The 18961-nt window shown below is 21.9% G+C and carries 26 protein-coding genes and 1 pseudogene; 18 read left to right on the top strand and 9 right to left on the bottom strand.

Going from position 1 to position 18961, the window contains the following annotated elements; all coding sequences use genetic code 4:
- Positions 1-57: 57 nt before the first annotated feature.
- Positions 58-216: a hypothetical protein gene (locus AAHM98_RS08625; RefSeq protein WP_342276422.1), complete on the bottom strand. Its 159-nt coding sequence runs from the start codon at positions 214-216 to the stop codon at positions 58-60.
- Positions 185-925 carry a replication initiation protein gene (locus tag AAHM98_RS08630; protein ID WP_342276423.1) on the bottom strand — a complete coding sequence of 247 codons (741 nt, stop codon included), beginning with the start codon at positions 923-925 and terminating at the stop codon, positions 185-187. The genes AAHM98_RS08625 and AAHM98_RS08630 overlap by 32 nt, the downstream gene beginning before the upstream one ends.
- A gap of 103 nt (positions 926-1028) precedes the next feature.
- Between AAHM98_RS08630 and AAHM98_RS08635 the strand changes: the two genes are divergently transcribed.
- Positions 1029-1151, top strand: a complete 123-nt coding sequence (locus tag AAHM98_RS08635) for a hypothetical protein (RefSeq protein WP_342276424.1) — start codon at positions 1029-1031, stop codon at positions 1149-1151.
- A 91-nt stretch (positions 1152-1242) separates the two neighbouring features.
- Positions 1243-1839, top strand: a complete 597-nt coding sequence (locus AAHM98_RS08640) for a hypothetical protein (RefSeq protein ID WP_342276425.1) — start codon at positions 1243-1245, stop codon at positions 1837-1839.
- Between the two features lie 519 nt (positions 1840-2358).
- Here the strand turns inward: AAHM98_RS08640 and AAHM98_RS08645 are convergent.
- Positions 2359-2871 (bottom strand): hypothetical protein, encoded by a 513-nt coding sequence (locus AAHM98_RS08645; RefSeq protein WP_342276426.1) that lies wholly within the window; start codon positions 2869-2871, stop codon positions 2359-2361.
- 271 nt (positions 2872-3142) lie between these two features.
- Here AAHM98_RS08645 and AAHM98_RS08650 point away from each other — a divergent pair, with 271 nt between their 5' ends.
- Positions 3143-3505, top strand: coding sequence for a hypothetical protein (locus tag AAHM98_RS08650; protein WP_342276427.1), 363 nt, complete (start codon positions 3143-3145; stop codon positions 3503-3505).
- A gap of 143 nt (positions 3506-3648) precedes the next feature.
- Here the strand turns inward: AAHM98_RS08650 and AAHM98_RS08655 are convergent, their stop codons facing one another.
- From AAHM98_RS08655 to AAHM98_RS09090, 4 genes and pseudogenes are all read right to left on the bottom strand, one after another.
- Entirely contained in the window at positions 3649-3975 is a 327-nt protein-coding gene (locus AAHM98_RS08655; RefSeq protein WP_342276428.1) for a hypothetical protein, read from the bottom strand.
- 249 nt (positions 3976-4224) lie between these two features.
- Positions 4225-5265 carry an SGNH/GDSL hydrolase family protein gene (locus AAHM98_RS08660; protein WP_342276429.1) on the bottom strand — a complete coding sequence of 347 codons (1041 nt, stop codon included), beginning with the start codon at positions 5263-5265 and terminating at the stop codon, positions 4225-4227.
- Between the two features lie 241 nt (positions 5266-5506).
- Positions 5507-5791, bottom strand: coding sequence for a DNA alkylation repair protein (locus tag AAHM98_RS08665; protein WP_342276430.1), 285 nt, complete (start codon positions 5789-5791; stop codon positions 5507-5509).
- Positions 5781-6005, bottom strand: a pseudogene (locus tag AAHM98_RS09090) (DNA cytosine methyltransferase); the annotation flags it as partial. The gene AAHM98_RS08665 and the pseudogene AAHM98_RS09090, both read right to left, overlap by 11 nt.
- A gap of 546 nt (positions 6006-6551) precedes the next feature.
- On the opposite strand from AAHM98_RS09090, the gene AAHM98_RS08670 reads away from it, so the two are divergent.
- The 15 genes from AAHM98_RS08670 to AAHM98_RS08740 all read left to right on the top strand — a co-directional run bounded on the left by AAHM98_RS08670 (position 6552) and on the right by AAHM98_RS08740 (position 16101).
- The gene (locus tag AAHM98_RS08670; RefSeq protein ID WP_342275892.1) at positions 6552-7037 is read left to right on the top strand and encodes a hypothetical protein; all 486 of its coding nucleotides are present in this window, start codon (positions 6552-6554) and stop codon (positions 7035-7037) included.
- Between the two features lie 126 nt (positions 7038-7163).
- Positions 7164-7337 (top strand): hypothetical protein, encoded by a 174-nt coding sequence (locus AAHM98_RS08675; protein WP_342275760.1) that lies wholly within the window; start codon positions 7164-7166, stop codon positions 7335-7337.
- A gap of 13 nt (positions 7338-7350) precedes the next feature.
- Positions 7351-7557: a hypothetical protein gene (locus AAHM98_RS08680; RefSeq protein ID WP_342275759.1), complete on the top strand. Its 207-nt coding sequence runs from the start codon at positions 7351-7353 to the stop codon at positions 7555-7557.
- Positions 7558-7571: 14 nt separating this feature from the next.
- Entirely contained in the window at positions 7572-7757 is a 186-nt protein-coding gene (locus AAHM98_RS08685; RefSeq protein WP_342275906.1) for a hypothetical protein, read from the top strand.
- Between the two features lie 2 nt (positions 7758-7759).
- Complete coding sequence (locus AAHM98_RS08690; protein ID WP_342275895.1) at positions 7760-7918, top strand: hypothetical protein; 159 nt, start codon at positions 7760-7762, stop codon at positions 7916-7918.
- Positions 7905-8546, top strand: coding sequence for a PD-(D/E)XK nuclease family protein (locus AAHM98_RS08695; protein WP_342275949.1), 642 nt, complete (start codon positions 7905-7907; stop codon positions 8544-8546). Before AAHM98_RS08690 ends, AAHM98_RS08695 begins: the two co-directional genes overlap by 14 nt.
- The gene (locus tag AAHM98_RS08700) at positions 8546-9343 is read left to right on the top strand and encodes a recombinase RecT (protein WP_342275986.1); all 798 of its coding nucleotides are present in this window, start codon (positions 8546-8548) and stop codon (positions 9341-9343) included. The genes AAHM98_RS08695 and AAHM98_RS08700 overlap by 1 nt, the downstream gene beginning before the upstream one ends.
- Positions 9336-9866, top strand: a complete 531-nt coding sequence (locus AAHM98_RS08705; RefSeq protein WP_342275933.1) for a hypothetical protein — start codon at positions 9336-9338, stop codon at positions 9864-9866. The genes AAHM98_RS08700 and AAHM98_RS08705 overlap by 8 nt, the downstream gene beginning before the upstream one ends.
- 105 nt (positions 9867-9971) lie before the next feature.
- The gene (locus tag AAHM98_RS08710; RefSeq protein ID WP_342275753.1) at positions 9972-10148 is read left to right on the top strand and encodes a hypothetical protein; all 177 of its coding nucleotides are present in this window, start codon (positions 9972-9974) and stop codon (positions 10146-10148) included.
- Between the two features lie 4 nt (positions 10149-10152).
- Positions 10153-10509, top strand: coding sequence for a hypothetical protein (locus AAHM98_RS08715; protein WP_342276431.1), 357 nt, complete (start codon positions 10153-10155; stop codon positions 10507-10509).
- Complete coding sequence (locus AAHM98_RS08720) at positions 10496-11626, top strand: hypothetical protein (RefSeq protein ID WP_342276432.1); 1131 nt, start codon at positions 10496-10498, stop codon at positions 11624-11626. The genes AAHM98_RS08715 and AAHM98_RS08720 overlap by 14 nt, the downstream gene beginning before the upstream one ends.
- A 1-nt stretch (position 11627) precedes the next feature.
- Positions 11628-12983 (top strand): hypothetical protein, encoded by a 1356-nt coding sequence (locus AAHM98_RS08725; RefSeq protein WP_342276433.1) that lies wholly within the window; start codon positions 11628-11630, stop codon positions 12981-12983.
- Positions 12937-13647: a hypothetical protein gene (locus AAHM98_RS08730; protein ID WP_342276434.1), complete on the top strand. Its 711-nt coding sequence runs from the start codon at positions 12937-12939 to the stop codon at positions 13645-13647. The genes AAHM98_RS08725 and AAHM98_RS08730 overlap by 47 nt, the downstream gene beginning before the upstream one ends.
- A 20-nt stretch (positions 13648-13667) precedes the next feature.
- On the top strand, positions 13668-15890 hold the full coding sequence (locus AAHM98_RS08735; protein ID WP_342276435.1) for a hypothetical protein: 2223 nt from the start codon (positions 13668-13670) through the stop codon (positions 15888-15890).
- 43 nt (positions 15891-15933) lie between these two features.
- Positions 15934-16101 (top strand): hypothetical protein, encoded by a 168-nt coding sequence (locus tag AAHM98_RS08740; protein ID WP_342276436.1) that lies wholly within the window; start codon positions 15934-15936, stop codon positions 16099-16101.
- A gap of 52 nt (positions 16102-16153) precedes the next feature.
- Here the strand turns inward: AAHM98_RS08740 and AAHM98_RS08745 are convergent, their stop codons facing one another.
- Together AAHM98_RS08745 and AAHM98_RS08750 are read right to left on the bottom strand one after the other, a co-directional pair.
- Positions 16154-18217 carry a hypothetical protein gene (locus AAHM98_RS08745; RefSeq protein WP_342276437.1) on the bottom strand — a complete coding sequence of 688 codons (2064 nt, stop codon included), beginning with the start codon at positions 18215-18217 and terminating at the stop codon, positions 16154-16156.
- The gene (locus tag AAHM98_RS08750) at positions 18183-18959 is read right to left on the bottom strand and encodes a hypothetical protein (protein ID WP_342276438.1); all 777 of its coding nucleotides are present in this window, start codon (positions 18957-18959) and stop codon (positions 18183-18185) included. The genes AAHM98_RS08745 and AAHM98_RS08750 overlap by 35 nt, the downstream gene beginning before the upstream one ends.
- Positions 18960-18961: the final 2 nt, after the last annotated feature.

Genomic DNA, 18961 nt, shown 5'->3' on the forward strand with positions numbered 1-18961 from the left:
CGGACTTTTTCTTTCTTTTGTAAAAGAAAGAAAAAGTATTTTTACTACTAAATAAAATTATCTTGCAATATGCTTTTGCCTAACTCGTAATTTCTTTAAATCATTTGGGTGAACAAGATATTCTTCAACTTCACTGTCTTTATCAACATCTTTCATAATCTTGTTTACTTGTTCTTGTGAAAGTTTATTTTGTTGAATTTTTTTCTCTTTTTCCAATTTTTACTGGTGTATTTTTGTCTTTAGTATTTTGTGGTTTTTCAATATTTTTCTTTGTTCAAGTGAATTCATAATTTTGAATCTTATTACCTTTTTTATTTTTCTTAAATTGAACAGAAAGATTTGTTTTTTCACTTATTTCATTAATAGCAACTTTTATTGTATATCTTTCAAAATCAGTACGATTAAATTTACCTTTACAAACATAATCATCAATACTTAAACCTAACAATTCTTTTAATTCTTTGGTTGTTAAATATCTTTGATTTGTTTTTTTACTTTCATCAGTTCAAGAACATAATCATTTATATAATGTTAAAGAATGTTTTGATTTTAATTTTAACACACTATCTAATTCAATTTTTGTATAATCACGCACTAACTGTTGTAATAGTGGCATAAACATTCTACTTAATTCAACTTCAAAAAATGGTTCATTATAATTTCAACGCGAAGCACTAACAACATACCCCCGCATTGGATTATTTTTTTCATCTTTTATTTTCATTCAACTTTTATTTATCAATCCTTCAATAATTTTTGCATATCTTGTATATTTATCATCACTTTTTAACTCTAATTTATTAAAAAAATCTAACTTCAATAATTTAAAAATAGTATCATTTTTTTCATTAGGTTTTATTTGACTAAAAATTAAATGCAAAATTTTTTCTTCTTCTAAGTTAAATTTACTACATATTCCCTCCAAATTAAATAACTCATACTTGGCCTTGGTGTACCCCATACCATAAATGAAATAAAAAATAATATTATTTTTTATTAGAATAACTAAGTATATTTATATAATTTAATTGTTAAAAAACTCGAAACTAACGGCAAGTAATTTTAAAAAACAAAAAAGTAAAATAATTGAAAAACCAATTTTAACTGATGAAGAAGTAAAAAAGATTATGCAAGATTTTGATAGTCATTAAAAGTTATTTTATGAAAAATTATTTTAAAGTTTTATAATTTAAATTAAAGATATTTATAGATTAAATAGATTAAATTTAGGAGGTAAAAATTATGAAAAAATGATTAAATATTTTAACAATAGGAATGCTAGCTTCAACCAGTATACCAAGTGCTAATATGATTATAAATAGCAATATATATAGTCAAATAAGTAATGACGACAAAAGTGATATCATTCGTAATGATATTAATTATTATTTTAATGATTGATATAATGGAGTATGATCTAACCATAATGATAGTTCTGACACATATAAATTATTAAAATGAAGTGATTATGCTGATTCATGAGATAATTTTACAGAAAAATATAAAACATTTAATTTTGATGAACAGTCAATTTTAAAAGTTTCGTTGTCAAATGCGAAAAATAATGTTGTAAAATTATCAAATCAAATGCAAAAAATAAATATTAATCAAGGTGAAGGTAATACTAATTCTATATTTAAAGTGGAAATAAATACATATCCACCAGTTGATAAAATGAATTTTAATGATGGACATCCTATCGGAAATTATATAAAAGTTGACTTAAATATTTGACATGATAATGATTATATTTATTTCAAATGATTTTTAGATGAAGGTTCATTTGCTGCATACAAATCATATTTTGATATTAAATTGAATAAAATAGTTTTTTCCTAACTAAATTTATTGAAAGAAGTTACAAGTAAATATTCATATAAACGCATTGAATATTTACGAAGTTATTTGTATATGAACGCAAAAACTAAAGGTACACCAACTTATGCACATGAATGAAGATTTGAACAAATGGCAAAGAATTTAAATTTTTCTATATCTTTTTGATTTAAATTAATTTCGCTACTAATTGCTTTTACTAGTTCTTTTTTATTCATAATATTCCTCCAAAACTTTATTTTTTTTAAATTTTGTTATTGTATTATCAAATGATTGTTGATAACACTTTCCACTACAATATATAAATTTATCTCGATATAAAAAGTCAATTGTGTATTCTTTATCACATGATGATATATAACATTTAGTTTTAATAATTACCATATAAAACCCCCTTAAATTATTAATTAAATTTTACCAAATTTACTAAATCAACTATCACTTGTGAATATGTTGTGGATTTAAGTTTTGCAATTTCATTAATTTTATCAACGGTGTCTTGTGGTAAAATTAATGTTTTAATTATTTTATTTTTGCTTTTCTTTGTCTTGTTCTTTTTCTTGCTCATGCATAAGGATTATATTTAGGATTTGTTTTTCTACGAACTCAACAAGCAGTAGTAAGGGCTACAAGTGCTAAAGGAAGACCAATCCCAAGACCCATCGTTAATTGTCAACCATGAAATTTAATATTTGCTTGAGCTTGCAATCAATCGTGAAATGACTGACTATCAGCAAAATTATCAATTTTACTTTTTGTTTGGGGCAATGGTTTACCATTTAAAAGCGTATCAACGCTATAACCATGTAAATTTAAATCAACTTCAGCAGTTTTAATGGCTTGTTGGTATGCTTTATCTATATGTGGTAATTTTTGGTTTACCCAAGCAATAATGTCACTTTGTAACTTATCTAATTCTACATATTGTAAATATTTATCATCATAACCACTAGCAGTTAAATTAGGTGTTCATTCCACATGTTTTAAATAATTATTAAATGATAAATCATTTATATATTTTTTAATATCTAACATTTGTTGTGATGTAGCAAAGCCACGTGAAGCAACATTTGATATATCGGTTATTCACTTGCTAACATTATCCTTAATATATTTTTCAAAAGAAAATGATTGATATGATGAACAATATACAGATAAAATTTTTATTAAATCATTTTTCAGAAATAAATGAAGAAAATCTTTTAATTTTAGATTTTATTAAAGAATTAAATTTAAAAGATTTAATATTGACGATGAAAAAAAATACTATAAAAATGTTTTTAAACAGTTAATAAATTCTATTAATTTGTTTAAAAAATTTTATGATAATCCCAAAAAATATAATAAAAAATTTATTTACAATTTTGACAATCAACATGATATTCATATAAATAATTATTTAAAAAATGAAGGTTATTCAACAATAAATAATTCTTTAATGAAAGAAATAGATGAACAAAGAATAAATAATATGATTTATGAAAAAAAATATGGTTTTAAAAATTGACCTTTACTAGTAAAAATCAAAAGAATGGATAATCAAGAAATTGTTTTTTCGAATGAAAAACAATTAAATACATTTTTAAAAATTTTATTAAAATCAGATAAATACAATTTCTTTTTTGATTTTGAAAACTTAAAGAAAATTTTAAATCAATTAATTTTATAATAATATTTTTACATCTTTAACATTCATTTTAAAGCATCAAATTTGCTCATATACAAACGATTAAAATTTAAAATATAATTTATCAATTTCGATTTTACAGTTTTCTATTTTTGATAGTTACAAGTTATTGTTTTTATTCCATACTATAAATTTCCTTTTTTTAAATATATTAAATTATTTGTATATCAGACAGTAGTTCATGCTTTATTATCATTAATATTAATATATGTTCAATATTGTGTTCCTTGGCCATAGAGTGTTGTTTCAAAAGGAATTTTATTTAAGTAGATATTTATTTGATTTATTTTACCATTTATTGTAAATCCTATTATGTATGCTTGTTTTTCTTGAAAGTTATATATGATTTCTCCCTTATCGTTTATTTCGTATTTTATGTCGTTATTACTATTATTATTGCATGCAATAATAATAGTACTTACTGTCCATAAAATAGTTAATATTTTTCTCACTAGTTTTTCATTCCTTAGTTCGTCTTCTTAATTTAATTTTGAATACTTTTCTATTCATTAATGTTGTTTTTTATATCAATTTTATCTATATACTGATTTGAACTAGGTAATAATATTTTTACATATGCTTGTCCAATTTTTATATTTTTTAAGTCATTTGGATGAGCAATATACTCTTCAACACCCTTATTTACACTTTACTGAAAAACCTCTTTTAATTTTTTAATATTAATATTCCTAACAATTGAATTAATTATTTTGTAAAATGTCGATGATATGATTTGCCATTTGTTGATGAAATCACATCCCTGGATGAAATTCATCAAAATAAAAATATTTATTTAAATTACTTGCATTAACTCCAGAATTAAAAATTGGTTTATAAGAATAAATTTCTTTTTTGGTTATCATTTTAGAATATGTAGCACTGGTTTCAATAATTCCATTTGGAATTTTATTTTTAAAATTAATCATATCAGTTTCTAATTCCTTTGAAAGAAAAAACGGAATAATAATATTTTTGTAAATATTTTTCAATTTTATTATCATTTGGTTTCATGTTTCTTGATATTTAATGCATATTTTACTCGCTGTTTTGATTTTTTCTTGGTTATTATTTAATATTTTTTTAACTTTTGGTGTTAATGTTAAATCAGGAACATCACTAATAATTATTTGTTTTGCACCATTTGCAATTAATAAATTAATTGCTTTTATTTCTTCATTTATTACATTATTAATTTTATTATTAATAATAATAGGGTCGGTTTTATTCATTAGACTACTAATATCATTAGCACCTATTTCTACTCAAATTAAATCTTTTTTTTGTAATTTGTGTTGTGATAATAATGCTTTTGTTTGATTTTTTAAATCAAAGGATTTAATCACTAAATTATGATTACTACTATCTGCAACTTCTCCACCAAAAGCATAATTATTACCATAATTTTGATATATTTTATCATTAAGCGTAAATAATCATCCAGGTTTAAAATTTATATTAATTTTTTCAGCAATTAATTGTGAAGCTACTTTGTTATTACTTCAAGAATTATTATAATAAGGTTCATCTAATTGGAAATGTTTGAATTTATTATTACTATTTTCTAAATATTGATTTTGTGCGAATGTCCCTGCACCAGTATCTGATAAACTATCACCTAAGACATAAAAATTACTATAATTTAGTATTTCATTTTCTTTTTCAGACGAACAAGCAATTAATCCTAAGTTTGATGATGAAATAATTGATATTGATAATAAAATATTTTTAATTATTTTTTTCATTTTTTTACTCCTTAGTTTTAATAGTAAACATTATATTCATAATTAATGATGTTTTATTTTTAATGTTCATTCATAACAAATATTATTTTTTGACTGACATTATTAATTTTAATAAAATCATTATTTTTGGATTAATTCTGTTAACATTACGTAATGCTCAACCAATAGAACGTATTAAATAAAAATTAGTTGAGATTGAATTGCTATTCGTTGAATTCAAAAATTATTATCATTTATTAATTTAAATAAATATAAGAACACCAAAAATATCATCAAAGTAATCAGTAGTATCTCATCAAATATTATACTTAATAATTGGTAACAATCAATTTAAATCATTAAAAGTTAAATTTTTCTTTCATCAAAATTTTAAAAATTCTATTGCTGTATATTGAAATTCATGATTTTTTTGTAAATATAATGTTACAAATAATTGTTTTTTAGTTTCTAAAGATAAAGTTTTATTTCATTTATTTAATATTGATTTTAATATTTTTATTTCTTCAACAAATTTTTCTAAAGTCATCTGGAAATCCCATTAATCTAAAACATTCTTTTAAAGTTAAAGACCTAACTTTATTATTAATTTCAATAAAATATCTTCCAGCTGTTTCTTGTGATGCAATTGTTGGATGAAATCCTTGAGAACAGTATATTCTATTTGGTTGTTTATGAACACGTGATAAATGCTCAGTATTAGGTCTAGCACCATTTATTCTAATTTTCTTATTTCTGTACCCAGCAAGACATCACACATTACTGCTTTGCCATATCCGTACAAGAAGAATTTGCTTTGTCAAGTTATAGGGGCTTTGCCCCTTGGGTGCTACGCACCCACACACACCCCACCAACTACTTTTAAAAAGTTGGACAAATGGCGTAAACGCCCCCCCCGGTGGGGCGTATCCAAAATAGGTATAGATTTAATAAAAATATAAATGAGAGATAATACTCTCATTTATAATTGTTAAACAATTATAATTAATTACTTTAATAAATTACAGATTTATCAAAATAATTAATTATTACATAACTTAATAAAAATTATTAAAGGCTATAGTGCAGATATAACTAATAGTAATTTTTGTGTTGGTCTTTTATAACTTTATATTTTTTTTTGGTTCCCTTCCCCCTAGAACCCCCTACCCTCCGAGGCTTATTGTATTGCTACTGTAAGTAGCAATACAATAAGCCTCTACGTAGTAGATAGTTAAATATTTAGTATATAAGCCTTATCACTTACAGTGATAAGGCTTATACATAATAGAAAGGTTAGAAAGGAATATATGACAACTATTAATTTAGAATTAAAAAGTAAAATTAAAGAAACAGATAAAGGTATATTATTAGAAATTGGTGAATATGAAACATGATTTTCTATTCAATATACTAATATTGATAATAAAAATAAAAAAATATTAATAAAAATTTTTGAAGATTGAGATTATAAATTAGGTAAAAAATCTATTATAAATGATATTTCTACTATTAAAGGTAGTGAAATTTTAAAATATATAAAAAATATTCCAAATGTTACTGCTAATGAAAATGAATTAATATCTTGTGAATTTTATAAAAAATATAATGGTTATTATATTGGACAAATAAAAAATGAAGAATGTTTTAAATATAATATTACCTGAGAAAAAGATAGAAAAAGTTTTAAAATAAATAATCCATATAATCATAATGATTTAGTAATAAATTATATAGTAACATCATTAAAAGATTTAGTAACTCATAATAATAAAATATTTTATTTAAAATATTAAGAAAGGAATTAATATAAATGCTTAATTGAAATATTATTACTCATAACTGTGATATTTGTTATAAAAAATCTTCATTTGCTAATAGAACATGTAATAACTGTTTTTATAAATTAATAGGTAAAAATAATGAAATGTAAATTACATAATAAAAAATATATTTGAATTAGTGAAATAGATAATTCTTATTATTGTAATAAATGTATTAATAATATGATTGAAGAAGATATATATTTAACAAGTGATAACTATGATAGTTTATATAACTATTATATTAATGAATTACAATTAGAAAATTTTTAAAGGAGAAAAGATAATGAATCAATTAGAATTACAAAATGCAAGAAAATTAATAGATAAATTTGAAGAATTACAAGAAGAATTTAATAGTAAATATGAAGAATTAGAATTTGAAATTGATAATGATGGTGATTTAAAAATTATGAAAGATTATTTTTCATATGAAAAAATAAATAAATTAGAACAAGTAATTATTCATTATAAAAAAATTATTAAAGGTTAAAGGAGAAAAATAATATGCAATATAATTATTTATTAAAATATAAAGTAAATTATACTAATAAAAGAAAACAAAAAATATTTTCTACAATTGAAAATGCTATTAATTTTCATAAAAATTATAAACATCATATATTAGAAAATGCTTATATTGAACATTATGAAATATTAGTAATGGAATTAGATATTAAAGGAGTTGAATAATAATGCCAGCACATAAGAAAAATCAAGAAGATTTAATTATTAAACAAATTCATATTTGAGTTAATAAAACTGATTATTATAAATTAAAAATAATTTGTGTAGAAAAAGATATTACAATTAATAAATTTGTAAGGAATTTAATTAAAAATGCAATTGAATAATAATTTAATTTTTAAAAAAGATACACATCAATATTTTATTAAAAATAAAGAATTAATTTCAGTTTCTAAAATTATTCAATATTATTTATATGAAGATAAAAATCCTTATGAAAATATACCTTTTGATAGATTAGAAAATGCTAGATTAAGAGGAGAAACTGTTCATAAAGTAGCAGAATTATATTTTAAAAATATAAATATTAATAATATAAAAGATAAATTATTAAATAATATTCAACATTTATTTAATAAAAATTATTTACAATATTGTGAAAATTTATTAAATAATTTACAAGAATTTAAAGTAAATACTAAATATATATGTGAACAAGTATTTACTTATGATATTATTGCCGGAACACCAGATTTAATTTATAAAGAAAATAATTTATATACAATAATTGATTTTAAAACATTATCAAATATGTATAAAGAAAATAAAGAAAAATCAATATTACAATTAACTGCTTATTATTGAATATTAAAAAATAATGGTTTTAATTTATCAAATACACATTATATTTATTGAATTCAAAAAGATAATGTAGAAAAAATATTAGTAGAAATAACAGATGAATTAGTATATGAATGAGAAATGGCAATTGCACTTTGAAAGGAAAATCACTAATGGCAAATTTAACTTTACCTAAAAATATAGATAAATCAAAAATACAACAATTTACTAACTATTATGAATTAACAAAATTAAATGATAAAAAATTATCAACATTAAATCCACAATCAGTTATTAATACTTTAGCAACTATATTTGAATTAGATTTAAGTAATAATCCAATTAAAAAAGAAATAGCATTAATACCTTATAATAATGAATTACAAGTACAAATACAAGAAGATGGTTTTTTAACTTTATTACAACGTTCAAATTGTGTAATTGATTTTCAAAGAGAAATTATTACTGATAAACATATTTTTAATAAAGAAACTCAACGTTGAGAATTAGACCCTAGTAAAATATTTGAAAATAAAATAATTATTGGTTATTATGGTATGATTTCTATTAAAAATTATTTAGGTAAAATAATTACTTTTATTAAAGGTATGACTAAACAAGAATGTGAAGAACATAGAAAAAAATATAGTAAAGCAAATGGTAATAGTCCATGAACTACTAGTTTTAATGCTATGGCACTTAAAACAGTTATTAAAGCAATTATTAGAGATATTAATAAAGACCCTAGTATTAAATTAGAAAATCAAAATATTATTGATAGAGCAATGCAAATTGATCAAGCAATAGTATTAGAAAATGAAAATATAATGTATGTTGATAATCCAAATAATGATAATAAAGAAATTAAATTAAAATCTATTGAAGAACCAAAAGAAGAAATAAATATTAATTATGAACAAATACAAACTAATATTGATAATTTAGATAAGGTAGTATTTAGTAATGAATAATTATTTACTTTCAATTGACCCAAGTATAAAAAATACTGGGTTTACATTATGAGAAAATAAAATACCAATATTAATAACTAGTCTTAATTTTTCTAAAAAAGATTATCATTATTTTACTGATTTTATTAATATGGTTTTTCTACAATGTCAAACTAATAATTTAGGTGTAATTGATGATAAAACAGATTATAGTTTATATTTAGTAATTGAACGTGGGATATTTAATCCAAAATTTGGTAAAGGTAAAGAAACATTAGACCATTTACGTGGTTTTATTGCTGGACAATTTAATAAATTATTAACTAAAGATATGTTAGTTAGTAGTAGTGAATGAAGAAAATGATATCAAAGTTTAGATGAAATTAAATATAATTGAAATTATAAACCTTGAACTAAAGAGTTATCAATTGAACTTTCTCAATTCATGATTAAGAACCATAATTGAAATATTAAAATTAAAGACCATGACCAAGCAGAAAGTTTATTAATTGGTTGATATTATTTAAATAAGGAAGTGAAATAATGGTTTGATGAGAAATATTAATAATTATAAATTCTACAATAATAGCATTAATAAATTTAGGTTGTTTTATTGTTTTATTACTTGATTTAGTAAGGAAAAAATAAAATGAAAACTAAATTAAAATGTATTTGTAAAGATTGTAATAGTAAAGTATTAATTAAATTACAATCTACAGATTTAGAAAATACTTCTGTTCAATTTTTTAAAATGTGTAAAAAACATCAATTAGATTTTAATAATAAAGTAAAAGAAATTAAAGAATATTATAAAAATAAGGAGTAATAATATGAATAAAGAATTTACTTATCTTAATGAAATTAGTTATTGATTATTAAATAAAAGTGATTTTACTCATAGTGAATATAATCTTAGTGGTAGTAGATATTCTAGTAAAACATATAGTATAGCAGAAGAATTAGCAATATTAATAGTTATATCAATTAAAGTACAAAAATCAATTGCTATTTATGCATTTAGAAAATTAAATAAAGATATTAATGATTTAGTAAAAGAAATATATAATGCTTTAATAATAATTGGATTGAATGATTATAAAGACTTTACTTTAAAATACCCTAATAAGCAAGCAGACTTTCGTTTTAAAGGTTTTAAATCATTTATTAGGGTAATTGGGTGTATATAGTAATTCAAATGATAGAATACCTTTAAAAGGTCTTTCTCGTAGTGAAATAAAAGGTTTTGATTTAGCAATTGAATGATGTGAAGAAGCAAATGAATTTAGTCAACAAGAATTTCAAGCAATAACATTTGCATTAGGTAATGCTAAAAAAAGAATAAAAATAAAAAGTTGTAATCCAGATAATATTTATCAATATTATATTGAATATATGAATAAAATTGTACCTTTTAATTTAGAAATAATGAAAGAAAAAAATGAACAAATTAAATCAATATTTGATAATAATATTTTTAAATTATTTCATTATAGTAATTGAAAAGTAAATGCTCATAATCTTACATTAGATATGATTAATGATTTAGAAGAATTAAAAGTATTAGATCCAATTAAAGCACAAAGTTGATATTATGGTGTACCAAGTATTTTACAAGGTGCTATTTTTGCTAGATATTTAGATAAAGTTAATACTAAATTAGATTTTCAAGTACAAAGATTAACTGGGGGTTTAGATATAGGTATGGCAACAAGTCCAAGTGGTCATCCTACATCTGCTTCATTATGATTTATTGGTGAAAATGATAATGGTAGAAGAGCACATAAAGAAAGTGAATTTTATCATAGTAATGTTACTATGCAATATAAAGATACTGATACTTTAGCAAATGATATTATTAATTATTATATTAATGAAAGTAAACGTTATATAGCAATGTTATTTGGTTTTACTTGTTATGTTGATTATGGTAATGGTGGGTTAGTATTTATTGATGTTTTAAAAAGTTGAGTTAAAAAACGTAATATAACATGATTAAAATTTATAGCAGTAGATAAATCAATTTTATATTTAAATGATAGAATTGATTTTACAACAATTTGTATGCTTAAAAATATTATTAGTTTTAATTGAGAAAGATGTCCAGAAACTAAAAGACAATATAGTTTAATGCAATGATTAGATAAAAAGAAATTAGATACTAATAATAATAGTCCGAAAATGTTAGATTTACATGATGATACTTGAGATAGTGATATGTATGCATTAATGCATGAAATGAAATGATTAATTAATGGTATTAATAATAAATTATTAATTAATAAAAATAATTTTGGTGGTGATTAATATGATAAATACAATGGAATATTTAAGTTGTGATAAAAAAGATTGATATATTGATATACCAATGATTATTGCTCAAAAATCAACTAAATTATGATTAGGTAAAGGATTTTTATTTAATTCAAGTAAAAAAGAAATATTAGATTATCTTAATGAAATGAATTTAAAAGATAAATGATTAGAAAAATTTTATAAATTTGGTTTACAAAATTCACTAATGGGTAAAGTATTTATTATGATTATAATTAATGAAGATAATAGTAAATCCCTTAAAATATTACCTAATAGTTTTTGTGGTAGAGTTGCTAAATATAATGAACAAGAACAATCAGCAGAATTTTATTTTATTAATGAACAAGCTGATAGTGCTACTTTAACTTGAGTAATAATACAAAATGGAAAAGTTAAATATGAAACATATAAAGATAATAATAAAGATATTATTTTAGGTTCTACAAGAACTAAATTAAAACCAAATATAACACCATTAAAAACTTATGAAATTAAAAATCCATTTAATTATATTCCTATTTTTGAAATAACTAATTTACCAATTATTAATTTATATGGTAATACAACTACTTTAAATGCATATCCAGATTGTACAGCAGTATGAGATTTAATATGAGATTTAAATCAAGTTATTAAGAAAAAAAGATTAGAAAGAGAATTTAATGTTACTACTTTATTTGCTGTATTAGATAATGAAACAGTTAAAGAAATGCAAGAAAATGGTAATATTATTGAAAATCCTAAAAAAGATATGATAGTTAATGTTGGTAGTGCTGGATATGATAAAAATGGGAATGGTAGTATGCAAATTATACAAGGTGACCCAAAATTTAGTGAATATTGATTAGATTATAATGGTACTGCTAAAGCAATATTTAATGGTTCTGGTTATGATTATGATGAACATGGTAATGATGTTTATACTAATAAAACACAAAGTATGTTTAATAATAAATTTGATATGGAAACAACAGAAATTAAAATAGCATTTTATAGTGCTTATTTTTATCGTATATTTGATTTACTTCTTATTAGTGAAAATTTATGAAATGGTATTGGTGAAAGACCTTATTCATTTAAATTTATACCTATAGCAATGACTGACCAAATAGTACAAGACCAAATTATTAATTCAAGATTAAATAATGGTACTATGACAGTAAGTGAAGCAATTGGTGAATATGATAATATTGACCAACTTATGGCAGAAAATAAATTAGAAAATATTATTATAGAAAATAAAAAATTAAATAAAGAATTAGGAGATAGTGAAAATGAGCAATCATCAACGAATTCAATTAATGAAACACGCACATCTAAATCTAAAGAGACAACAAGCAATAATTAAACGTTTAAGTCATTGAAAAATATTTCCATTTATAATTAATAATGGAGCAATACCTTTAACTGAAACTGGTTATAAACCTATTAATAGTAAAATTAGTGATTTTGGTCAATATGAATTAATACTTTCTGGTAATACTCCAGTTGTATGTATTTGAAAAAATAGTACTAAAATCTATCAAAAAAATAAAGGTATAACAGACCCAACTACTCATAAAACTACTGGACAAGATCAATATTATACTAAACAATATAAAATTGGTGATTATTGAAATGCTTATTTAATTGATGATACAAGTGGTGTAGATTTTGGTGGTTTACCTAATAATCAATTATTTAAAACAATTTCTACAACAAGACAATATATATTAGTTATGTTTGAAGAACAAATTACAGTAGATGATTATTTACAATTTTTTTGTGTATTTAATGATAAAAATGAAAATATTGGTGGTAATACTGGTAAAAATCAAGATAGACAATTATTATATATTTCAAATGTAACTAATTATTATAGTCCTTATAATGGTGAATTTAGTATGCAAGTATTAACTTTTAGTTCAGTTAATGATAGAGCAGTAGTAAGTGGTCAAAATACGCTTGATTATGTACAATATGCAAGTCCAGGTAGTGGTTATGCTTTCCCTATACTATTCAAAATAGTTTAGTAACGTTAAATCGTACTTTAATGCGTGATATTGGAGTTAGATATAGTCATAGACAATCTTATGGTTTAGAATTATTATCTAGTTGTTATTATTATGGTAGACCTATAATACAAGGTCAAGCACCTAATCAAATTAATAATAATGAAATATTTGAACAAAAAGTATTTGCTTCAAGAAGATTATTTATTGCTGGTAATAATGACCATTCAAGTACATCAGTTAAAAATAATGGTGGTTTATTAGCAGGTATTAATGATAAAATAACTACTAATAGTCATCCAGAAACTACATTTTATAATTTAATGGATGCAAAACCTACTGGATATCTTAATTTTAAAAATTGAAAAGAATGATTATCAACTAGTTTAAATTTACAAGCAAATTTATTTGTTACAAAAGATTTTAAAGGTATGTTAGCATTTGATAAAACAAAAGCAACTAATAGTAATGGTACAGCAATTGGAGAAGCTAAATTCTTTTGAGATAGTGAATGAAATATTAATAATATCTCTGGTAATTATAATGTAGATATGTCTAGTAATTTTAAATATAAAGACCCAGATACTAATTTAATTATTGGTTCACCAACTGTAGATTATTCAAAAATAAGTCAAAAATATATGAGTGCTATATTAAATTTTAATTCAGTAGTATTTAGTAGTTTAATACAAATGCCTTATGATAGTGTACAATGATTACCTTTTGCTTTAAGTGATATACCATTAATTGGTAAATTATTAAATGTTTTAAGTTTAGGTATTCCAATTGGTTTTATTATTAATCAAAATAATCAACAATATAAAAAAATGTTATATTTTAATGGTTTTATGTCAGCATTTTTTACAAATAATTTAGAAAATATTATTGGTAATGGTGGTTTAATTCCATTAAATGCTTTTGCTAATGAAAATGCTTTTGCTATTGGTAAATTATTAGGTGCTAATGTTTCTACAACTGCTATGACTATGAAATTAACTGATAGAATATCAGTATATCCATGAGACCCTAAAACTGGTCATAAATTAAAAACAAAAGAACAAATAAGTACAGTTGATTTATCACAAAAGAAAAATAATAAAGTTTATATTTTAGCAGAAGATACTGAATTTTTAGATATAGCAAGTCCATTAACTAACTTAGACACAGAAATGCAATGAAATCCAACAAGTAATGGTGTTAGTGATGGTTCTAATTATGCATACATTATTGATACAATTGTAACTCAATCATTACATCAAGGTGAAGAAAGACATACATTTTATAGTGATAATCCATTTACTTATCAAGGTGATTATAATGAACTTTCAGTTGCTCAATTTAGATATAAAAATAAAGGTGCTTTAACTAATAATGCTTTTAATTGAACTACTTTATATAAATTAAATCATGATGAATATGAAGAAAGTGAAGAAATAACTTTTAGTTATCCAGCAAACATATTACCACCAAGTCCACAAAATATAGCAAAACAAATAGTTATTATTCCAGAGTTAAAAATAGATATAGTAACAAATAATATACCATTAACAGATACAACAGTTATACCAGTAAAAGATAATGCTAATGAGTGATTAAATGCTAATCCAAATAAATTGGTTAATTATGAAATTAATTTAAAATCTTTATTAGACCCAACATTATTAATTAATACTTTTAATGACTTACAAAGATATTATAAAAATATAACAATATATTATGATTATAATATTGAAACAAAAGAAGAAATACATGATAACTGAATACATGCTCTTGTAGGTAGTTATTATACTAAATTTTCTATAATTGAAAATTTTTCTAATCCTAAAAAACATGATGGATTTCAAGAAATAGATTTAAAAGATTTAATATTCCAAGATTATCCACCACGTAATGATTTATCTAGTTATGGTTGAGGTTATAATTTTCAAGGTGACCCAATACAATTAAAAAATGAAAGCGGTATATCTTCTGCTTATGGAATTACAAATACTAATTATAATTTAAATGATTATAAATTTTCTATAAATGATAATGGAAATGTTGGGGGATGAAATCAAAACTATGAAAATAATAAATTTTTAGGATTTTGTATTATTAATAATAATAATTTAAAATGAAACTTTTATTTACAAGCAACATTAGGAAAAATTGAAGATATGTGATACATTCAAGAAAAAATAGGAACTGATGATAAAGCATATGCTAAATTATACATTAATATTATTAAAGTAAAAATATATAAAATAATACTAAATACAAGATAATTATGATATTATATTATTAAGTTAATTAATAAAGGAGTAAATTATGAATACAGAAAAAAACAATGTTAAAATTCATGAAATAGAAAAAGAGAAATTTATTGATAAAATTTATAATAATACATTTGCCTTAATTACTATTGGTGTATTTTTTACAATAATTTTGTTGGTAACTGTTGCTCTATTAATTGCTTCATTTACTCTATGAAAATAACATTCTCCCACAATCTAATTAAAAAGTTACCAATTAAGGTAACTTTTTATATTTATTCTTGTAATTCTTCTAATTTTCAAAGTGTACCAAAGTCCGGTCTTGTTGTTGAAGGTAATAAATTATCTGAAATTCTTAACATGCTTACACTTGATGACATACCCCAATAATATCTTAAAGTAATATTTTTCATCATACCTATACTAATAATTGTTTCAATAATGATATCTTTCATAGAAGCTTCGTTTTTATCTATTTTTTTAATATTGAATAATTCAATAACTTTATAAACTCCACTCTCTAAAATCGTAACTGGTATTTTAGAACAATTATAATAAATACGATATTTTGTATTTTCTTTTAAATCATATTTTATAGTAAAACCATCTGTACTAAGGGCTACTTCTTTTCATTTTGGACATGGACAAGGTGTTGGTGGTATTGGTGGAGTTATTGGTAATATTTGTTCACTATAATTTTTAGGATTTGTATTTTCTGCTTCTTCTAATGAAAGCAAAAAACCAGTTTGATAATTATATTTTTTTAAATAAATCATTGCTGATGTAACACCTAAATCAACATAATTAGTTACTACCTTTTGATTATTTTCTGCTTGAAATGTACTATCTAATATAGCAGGTGCGCCTCTTCACATAAAAATTAAATATTTACTACTTCCATTACTTTTAAGATATGCTCATGAATAAGCAACTCTATATAAAGTGTTTAATTTAAAATTAAATGCAATATTATCATTCTCATTACTAATAGTACCAACTGATTTTCATTTAATAAAATTTAATTCATTAATTTTATCATCAACATATTTTTTATGTGGAATATCTAAATCATCAGTTACAAACGGATTATTTCTATATGTTAATGTATTATTACCTTTTTTAATAACATTATTAATTAAATTAGTAGTAGTATCTTTATCATCTTTATTATCAAATATTCTATTTTCATCAACTGAACTTCCCCCAGTAGCACTAATTTTATTATTTTCATCAATAGTAATATTATCCCCTGCAGTTAATTTATCTTGTTTTTTATCAATATTTACTTTATTTTCATTAATAGCAGGAACAATTTCTTTTTTATCTGTAATTAATTTTTCATCTTTAATATTTTGTTTCAAAATTATATTACTCATATTATTAGTTACTTCAGTATGAAGTTGACTAATTTTTAATTCTACTGATTTTATATCATTATTATGATTTTCAATACTTTCTTTTTTATCTAATAAATTATTAGTTTCTTCTTTTTTATAATAATCAGTTAAATCTGGTGGTTCACTACCACCAGTAGCACTAATAATATTATCTTTAATAGTTATATTAGTACCTGCAATTAATTTATCTTGTTTATTATTAATTTCATTTTGTAATTTATTACTAATATCAGTATTAACTACATGAGTTTCTTTATCATATTTAATATCAATAGTTTTTTTTGGACTTTTAAATTCAGGTAAATTCCCACCACCAGTACTATTAATTTTTAATTTAGGTATAGTATCACTAACATCTTGAATTGTTATACCAGTACCACCAATTAAACCTATTTTTTGTAAAAATGTTTTATTAGCACTATCTCAAGTTACTACTCTAATATCACTTTCATCAAAAATACTTGGTGTATTAAAATTATTAGTATTACATAATATATTACTAGATATTGCTTTTCTTGGTGTATGTAAATTTGCTTGTTGTAATAAATTATATACTTCCATTAGAACGTAATCTGGTTCACTTGGTGGACTAATACTACTTGATAAACCATTACCACTAATAGATACAGAACTTCTTAAAAACCCCATTCCATCAGTTAAATAATGAATAGTTAATCTTGCTGTTGCTCTTTTAACTAATTGTTGTTGAGTTTCATTAAGATTTTTAAATTCTGTTAATTCAATTTGATTACCAGTAATTGTATTAATTCTTTCACTACTAATAGCAATTGCCATTATTGTTAAATCAGTTTTATTAGTATCAGTTGTAGTTTGGTCTGCATCTGGAATAAAACCATATATAGTTTTTAAATCATCTTTTATAATATATTTTAAATTTACATTTCAATTATTTTTGTTTTCCATAATTTTTAAACCTTCCATAACCACTTACTGCTTCTGATTTATTAACTACAAACTTTTTAAGTTCTTTATCAGTTGCTCTTTTATTTAAAAGATTAACTGAATATCTTGTTCTTTCTTGTTTTTCGGATTTAGTAACTTTTTTAAGTCCACCATAATAATAATCTCCAAGAATACTTCATGCACCATGACCATCTACTGTTTGAGTTTTTACCATTTCTTCTCATACTCTTAAAGGTATATTAAAAAAATTATAAGTTTTATTTGATGTTTTAAATTCTACTGTAGCAATTCCATATGTTTCACCTTTTAATTGTATAATTGGTACTCACATACCACCGGCTAATGCTAAACTTGTTAAATTAACATGAACACCAATCATTTGTTGATAATCTTGTTCAGTTAAATCTTCCATAATAATTTCTTTACCTTGTTGCATAAAATTTTGACCAGTTAAATATTGCTTTTGCAATTGTTGAATTTTAGCAATATTATTATTAGTAATATGTGTCATTATTTTTTTATGAATTACTGGTAAATTAGTAAGTGTTTGTAAATGTTTATTAAAAGTATTTAATTCTTTTTGTAACTTTCCATTACCTAATGTTTTAGAAAAAATTCTAGTTTTTAATATGCCTGATGGATTTTTTAAAAAAGCATTAAATAATGAGCTATTTTTTTTCAATTTTTCTATATATTCAGCAGTTTGAATATCACTAACAGCAGTTTCTAATATTATTTTTAATAATAATAAAATAGGCATTA

This window comes from Spiroplasma endosymbiont of Nebria brevicollis (assembly GCF_964030895.1).
Taxonomy (GTDB): Bacteria; Bacillota_I; Bacilli_A; order Mycoplasmatales; family VBWQ01; genus Spiroplasma_E.